The following is a 6776-nucleotide window of genomic DNA, read 5'->3' as shown; positions in this document are numbered from 1 at the left end:
ACTTTTTTAGCATCACCCTCCCCGATATTGCCGATACACTCGGTGATACAATTAATGATAACTTTCAGAAATTAAAACCTGCAGTTTGAATTCACTTGAGTATAGATATACTAAAAGCTAATGGTGAATATCAACAGATTATCAATAAGTACAAAATTTTACCTGAATTAACCTCAGGCGAAGTCCGCCACAAAAACCTGCAAAAGTTTCTGCCTAGCTTCAATTAATACTGCTAGCCGTTTTTATGCCATAGGGAATTGGCATCAGCAAGGTGCAAAACTTCGTAACACTCTTCTCACTGCATAACCTTATTAAGTTAGTTACACTGCCCCCCAAAAAAAGATATCAATCATCATTTTGGGTTTATTGGCATCAGTTTTCTGCTGTCAAAGGAGTGTTTATGCGCATGTATCGTCACCTGCTGTTATTGGCATTGACCAGTTCAGCAATCTTTACAAGTTCGGCTACAGAAATGGTCCAAAGCAAGCAGCATTTCGACGACAAGTTTCGTCAACTTGAAGAGAGCCTACCCACGCCAAATAATTATCGCAATGCCGCTGGTGAACCGGGAATCGATTACTGGCAACAACAAGTTGATTATAAAATCAATGTCACACTTGATGAACCAAAGCGTCGTATTCAAGGTGAGCAAGTGATTACTTACCACAATAATTCTCCCTATACGCTTAAATATCTGTGGTTGCAGCTAGAACAAAATCGCTTTAAATCAGACTCGATAGCAGAACGCAGCAGCACCTTTTACGGCGACGATGGTAGCGTGAGTGCTAACAACACTTATGGTGATAATGCGTTTGCAAAAATCAGCTTGCAAGACCTGCGTCGCCAACAGTTTTTAGCCGATAACGAAATGGGCTATCGCATTGGTAAGGTGACGGGGGCAAATCATAACCCATTAAAATACACCATTGTCGGCGCTCAAATGCGCATTGATTTGCCGCAGGCGCTACCAGCCAACAGCAGCACCAAAATTAATATTAGCTACGCTTACAATATCTTAGAAGAAGATGCCGTGGGCGCACGTTCTGGCTATGAGCACTTTCCCGATGACAAACGTGCAGGCGGTAATGACATCTTCTTATTGGCGCAGTGGTTTCCGCGCGTCGCCAGTTATTCTGACTATGAAGCCTGGCACAACAAAGAATTTTTAGGCAGCGGCGAGTTTACCCTCGAGTTTGGTAATTACGATGTCAGCATGACGGTACCCAGCGACCACATTGTCACGGCCACTGGCGTATTACAGAACAGTAAAAAAGTATTGTCGTCACAACAACTCAAGCGGTTAGATAAGGCTAAAACCGCCGAAAAACCCGTGTTTATCGTGTCCGCAGACGAAGCACTCGCGAATGAGTCTAGTACGGCCAAAGGCACTAAAACCTGGCATTTTAAAGCCGAAAATGTCCGCGACTTTGCCTGGGCATCATCACGTAAATTTATTTGGGACGCCCAAGGTTATCAGCAAGGTAATGATACCGACACGCCCGTTATGGCGATGTCGTTTTACCCTAAAGAAGGTGGCGAGTTGTGGCAGCGTTATTCTACAGCCTCAATTATTCACACCCTTAAAGTCTATTCACGCTTTACCTTCGATTATCCCTACCCCGCAGCCATTAGTGTTAACGGCCCCGTTGGCGGCATGGAATACCCGATGATCAGCTTTAATGGCCCACGCACCATTTGGCATGAAGATGAAAGTCGCACTTATACCTTGGCGGAAAAACAATTCTTAATTGGCGTAGTGATCCACGAAGTGGGCCATAACTATTTTCCGATGGTAGTGAACTCAGATGAACGTCAATGGACCTGGATGGACGAAGGCCTTAACAGCTTTTTAGACGGCATTGCCACCCGCGAATGGGACCCAGATTTACCTTGGGGGCGTGAGCCAAGCGATGTAATTGAGTACATGAAGTCTAACGTGCAAGTACCGGTAATGACCCAGTCAGACAGTGTATTGCAGCTTGGGCCTAATGCTTATACTAAACCCGCGGTGGCACTCAATATTTTACGTGAAGTAATATTAGGCCGTGAGCTGTTTGATTTTGCCTTTCAAGAATACAGTCGCCGCTGGATGAACAAGCGCCCAACCCCAAGCGACTTTTTCCGCACCATGGAAGAAGCCTCAGGGGTGGATTTAGACTGGTTTTTCCGCGGCTGGTTTTACACCACAGATCATGTGGATATTGCCTTAGATCGGATTTATAAACTGCGCCTAGACAGCAATAATCCTGATATTGATTTTGATCGCCGTCGCCAAGATTATAAAGACAAACCTATGCCTTATTCGGTTGAACGTAATCAACAAAGCGGTCAAAAAACCTGGGTTGAGTTAAATCACGACAACGCGGATTACCATGATCAGCATGATCAATTTAGCGTCACCAATAAACAACGTAACAAGTACAACAAAAAGCACGCCGAACTCGATCCATGGGAGCAACAAGTCCTGGCGCGGGCACTTAAAGAAGATAAAAACTATTACGTGTTTAACTTTGCCAATCTTGGCGGGTTGGTGATGCCCATTTTGCTTGAATTAACCTTCGAAAATGGTAACACCGAATCATTGGTGTTCCCTGCTGAAATTTGGCGGCGTTCGCCATTTGCAGTCAGTAAACTGATTGTGACTGACAAAGACAATGTCTTAGTGTCTGCTGTGGTTGATCGCCGTGGTGAAACTGCCGATGTGAATATTGAAAACAACTATTATCCGCGGCAAATTATTCCATCACGCATTGAAGCCTTTAAAGAAGAAGAGCGTAAGGGTAATCAGTATCGCGATATCATGCACGACAACAAAGAAGCCCTTAAACAGCCTGAAATTAAACTGAAGAAGAAATAATGTCCATTTTAGTCAAATGTTTGATCTGTTTTACAGGCTTGCTCTGTTTTGCTAGTGCAGCTAATGCCCACCAGCAAAAAGAAGCCTATACCAGTATTGTGTTTAATCAGCGCACGGGAATGCTTGAAATTCAGCATCGATTTTATCTGCACGACGCTGAGCATGCTGCCCAGCGGGTAATCGATAAAAATGCCGATTTGATTGGCGATCCGGTCAGTCGCGAAGCCTTTGCTTATTACGCTATTTCAACATTTTCCATGCAAGATCAGCTGCAGCAACCGTTAACATTGACCTATGTGGGCACTGAGTTGCAGGGAAAATATTTGTGGGTATACCAAGAAACGCTCATTACCGCTGATATGGAGGGCTTTTATCTTAAGATGACCGCCCTACAAGAAATGTGGTCAGAACAAACTAACCACATTAATGTTGAGCGTAATAAGCACGTTACTTCAGCAAGACTGCACATAGCAGACGCTTGGCAGTATATTGAAGTGGCACCGGCTAGCAAATAAACACAGATCACCGTCAGCTAATGACAAAATAGCAAGCGCCATACTGACCAACCAATACTTCTGGTATTAATCCGTCAGTATGGCGTTTCTTATATTTTACTAACCGCAATCTCACGAACCACATCATCTAGCGCATCAGCCAAGGTTGAATAGGTCTCGCAATGAACGCCATCTGGTGCAAAGCCCGCTTTAGCTAAGGTTTTAAGTGGCTGAAATTGGAAATCGGCCAACAATACCCGAGTGTTATTATGTCGACATTTACCGAGGAATTTGTACAGCGCTGCCACTCCGCCGGAATCGAGTATCGATACCCCATCTAGGTATAAAATCACCCCATCTTGGCTCGTGCTTAAATGCCCTAACTCACCAAACACAGTGTCGGCGGCCGCAAAAAATAACGGGCCATTAATCTTAAATACTTTCCAACGTGGGGGTAACTCAACATGTATGTGCTTTTTCTGTCCACTGATGTCTTTCACCTTGGTCATGTCGGCCACTTGCTTCATAAACAATAACGACGCCAAAATAATCCCCGCACTGATGGCGATCACCATGTCGAAGAAAATGGTCAGAGACAAACACACCATCAACACCAACACTTCGCTGGCGGGGGCTTTTTTCACCAAGTGGACAATCTTGTGGGCTTCGCTCATGTTCCATGCCACCATGATCAGCAATGCCGACATGCCTGCCATCGGGATATAAGCCAAAATAGTACTTAACGATAATAAAGACACCAACACCACAACCGCATGACACATGGCCGCAATCGGGCTTACTGCGCCGGCTTTATAGTTAGCGGCAGAGCGTGCAATGGCGGCTGTTGCGGTAATACCGCCAAAAAATGGCGTGATAATGTTACCAATGCCTTGGCCAAGTAATTCACTGTTGGCACTGTGCTTTTTACCTGACATGCCGTCGAGCACCACGGCGCACAGTAACGATTCAATCGCACCTAACATGGCAATCGCAAATGCCGCTGACAATAGGTCTTTGGCTACTGCCCAACTCAACACCAAAGACGATTCATCTGCTTGCGTGCGTAGCCAAGGCCATTGAAAGTCGGGCAACATTGATGGAATGCCAGCCCCCAAGGTGCCATCAGGCAAGGTAAAACTAAAAGTAGAACCTATGGTGGCCACATTAAAGCCTTGCTGGTTAAATACCGCCGCCACCAGACTGGCGATAACCACAGCAGGAAGATGGGCAGGAACAGCGATTTTGAGCTTAGGCCATAGAATAAACACCCCTAACGCGCTTAATCCCACCAGCAATGTCGGTACTGAAAATGCAGGTAATGCTTGTGCTAACGCAACAACTTTACCCACAAAACTTTCGGGCATCTCGGTAATGCTTAAGCCGAAAAACCCTTTAACTTGCAGCACAGCAATCACCACGGCAATACCGCCGGTAAAGCCTAACGTGACGGACTCTGGGATATATTGAATATATCGTCCTAGCCGAAACAGCGCCATAACGATCAAAATAAGCCCAGATAAGAGACTGGCAAGCAGTAAACCTGATAAGCCATATTGTTGGACTATAGGATATAAAATTACCACAAACGCAGCGGTAGGACCCGATACGCTATAACGCGACCCCCCCGTAAATGGGGTAATAAAACCGGCAATAATGGCAGTATATAAACCGTATTGGGGCGCAACACCAATGGCAATAGCCAACGCCATCGACAACGGAATGGCAATAATACCTACGGTCAAACCTGCTAATAAATCTTTATAAAATGCAGTAGCCTTGTAAGGAACATCTTTTAAGGACTCTCTAAGTGCATGACCAATTCGCAAAGAAAATAAATGCTTTCTATATTTCATCGTCAAGTAACCTCGTAAAACCAAACTGTCTTCGGCGTGCAAAGAGATACCGGTAATTATATGCTCATATACATACAATTCAACAGCCTTGCAGTTATAATGCGATTATCATATTAAAATAATTAAATGATAATCTTATTATAATAAATTGTTGTAAAAAAGATCCATGAACAGGCATAGAAACGGAAGCAGCAACAAGCTGAATGCATTAATGATAACCAGCCTAAACAGGGCTAAATAACGCTGCCGTACCCAAGTCACTTCAAAATGTTCGTTGCAAAAATCCTACGGGAACTCCCGATGGCCAAGATGAAAACAACCTGTTTCTGGGTGATGTCATGCTAAAAGCGAAGCGAAAGGCCTATAGGCTATACGAGCTAAAAGCCTAGAGGCTAGGACGCTTTGCGGCTGCTAGATGTTATAAAATCATGCGAGCAAGCGGTGACGAGCGATAACAAGCGAATAAACGTAAAAGCTAAAGCATAGCCCTTACTTAATGGCTGTACTAAGATGAAAGAGTTCAATCGTTTTATCGTTATGGGCTAAATGCTCATTGCTGCGCGATAAGCACACACCAAGCTAACCAGTATTAGGCATGATGACGATCATCAAGCAGATACTAATCCAATATCACGGTCACCAAACACCACTGACACTTTTCTGCCACTGCCCATATCTGTATGGTGATAATACCATCCATACTGAGCAATCAACTTTTGAGTGAGTTCAAGACCTAGGCCAAAGCCCAAATCATCTGCATCATATGCGGAAGAGTCACAGTGATTCTCGATATTGACCCTGTGGCCTGATTGCTCAATAATCACTCGGCCTTCTGCGGTATGCTGTAATGCATTGCGAATTAAATTGCTGATAATGATCCGGCATAAGGTTTTGGGTATGTATATTCTAAGTCATCGGTATTAACAATCACTTCTACTGGTTTAGCAAAAGTAAAATAGCCGAGGTCTTGCAGCAACGGTTTTATTCATCAACCTAACGTCACCTAGGTAAGCGATAAACGCTTACTTTCTTGGCGATTTAGCCATAACAAGGTTTCGGTTAAATCCGTCATGGTTAATCCTGCCAACGATTGTACCTGCACATCTTAAGTGTTTAAGGTCACTAGCAACGGTTATACCTGCCTCCGGTTGACGTTCTCAGTCGGTGTAATTGATATTTTCGGCAGTACTGCCCCTCAACTCCCTCGCTACAATCAGCGCCAGTATAAAGATCGACAGGTTAAGATGAGGATGGGGGATGTGGAATGGAGAAAGCTGAAAGCAACGTTGAAAACAACTGCTAACCTTGAAAAGTAGTGCCAAATGGGTAATTTAATGACTTATGTTTGTTATCTTTGCTGCCAATATAAGTCGCAAGGCTGTAAAAGATGTTGCGGCAAGCATGACTATCAAAATTGGAATTACGAGTTTGGCCGTATGAGGCGCTTAGCCCTGCGAGCGGCTTGGCTGTAGGTTTCTTGTGCTATGTTGCTGCTGACTTTATTTATTTCGCTGCAGCCTCGTCACCCAATGGCTGCAAAAAATTAGCGTTGCGGTTATTGTGAAACAATCA

4 protein-coding genes are annotated in these 6776 nt (G+C 44.4%); 2 read left to right on the top strand and 2 right to left on the bottom strand.

From position 1 onward, the window contains the following. Positions 1–406: 406 nt before the first annotated feature. Positions 407–2857, top strand: coding sequence for a M1 family metallopeptidase (locus AAEZ02_RS03700; RefSeq protein ID WP_351088788.1), 2451 nt, complete (start codon positions 407–409; stop codon positions 2855–2857). Beyond that, positions 2857–3372 (top strand): DUF6702 family protein, encoded by a 516-nt coding sequence (locus tag AAEZ02_RS03695; RefSeq protein WP_351088781.1) that lies wholly within the window; start codon positions 2857–2859, stop codon positions 3370–3372. Before AAEZ02_RS03700 ends, AAEZ02_RS03695 begins: the two co-directional genes overlap by 1 nt. A gap of 89 nt (positions 3373–3461) precedes the next feature. Here the strand turns inward: AAEZ02_RS03695 and dauA are convergent, their stop codons facing one another. Together dauA and AAEZ02_RS03685 are read right to left on the bottom strand one after the other, a co-directional pair. Further along, positions 3462–5204, bottom strand: coding sequence for a C4-dicarboxylic acid transporter DauA (dauA, locus tag AAEZ02_RS03690; RefSeq protein ID WP_351088783.1), 1743 nt, complete (start codon positions 5202–5204; stop codon positions 3462–3464). Between the two features lie 608 nt (positions 5205–5812). Next, positions 5813–6028: a hypothetical protein gene (locus AAEZ02_RS03685; RefSeq protein ID WP_351122015.1), complete on the bottom strand. Its 216-nt coding sequence runs from the start codon at positions 6026–6028 to the stop codon at positions 5813–5815. Positions 6029–6776 lie beyond the last annotated feature (748 nt).

This window comes from Shewanella sp. T24-MNA-CIBAN-0130, from assembly GCF_040310185.1.
GTDB lineage: Bacteria > Pseudomonadota > Gammaproteobacteria > Enterobacterales > Shewanellaceae > Shewanella > Shewanella psychromarinicola.
Note: the sequence above shows the minus strand (reverse complement) of the source record. Positions and strands in the feature narration are given on the sequence as shown.

Bases quoted from the DNA above. Each gene is read 5' to 3' on its own strand.
- AAEZ02_RS03700 (WP_351088788.1), top strand. From the start codon at position 407: ATGTATCGTCACCTGCTGTTATTGGCATTGACCAGTTCAGCAATCTTT.
- AAEZ02_RS03695 (WP_351088781.1), top strand. From the start codon at position 2,857: ATGTCCATTTTAGTCAAATGTTTGATCTGTTTTACAGGCTTGCTCTGT.
- dauA (WP_351088783.1), bottom strand. From the start codon at position 5,204: ATGAAATATAGAAAGCATTTATTTTCTTTGCGAATTGGTCATGCACTT.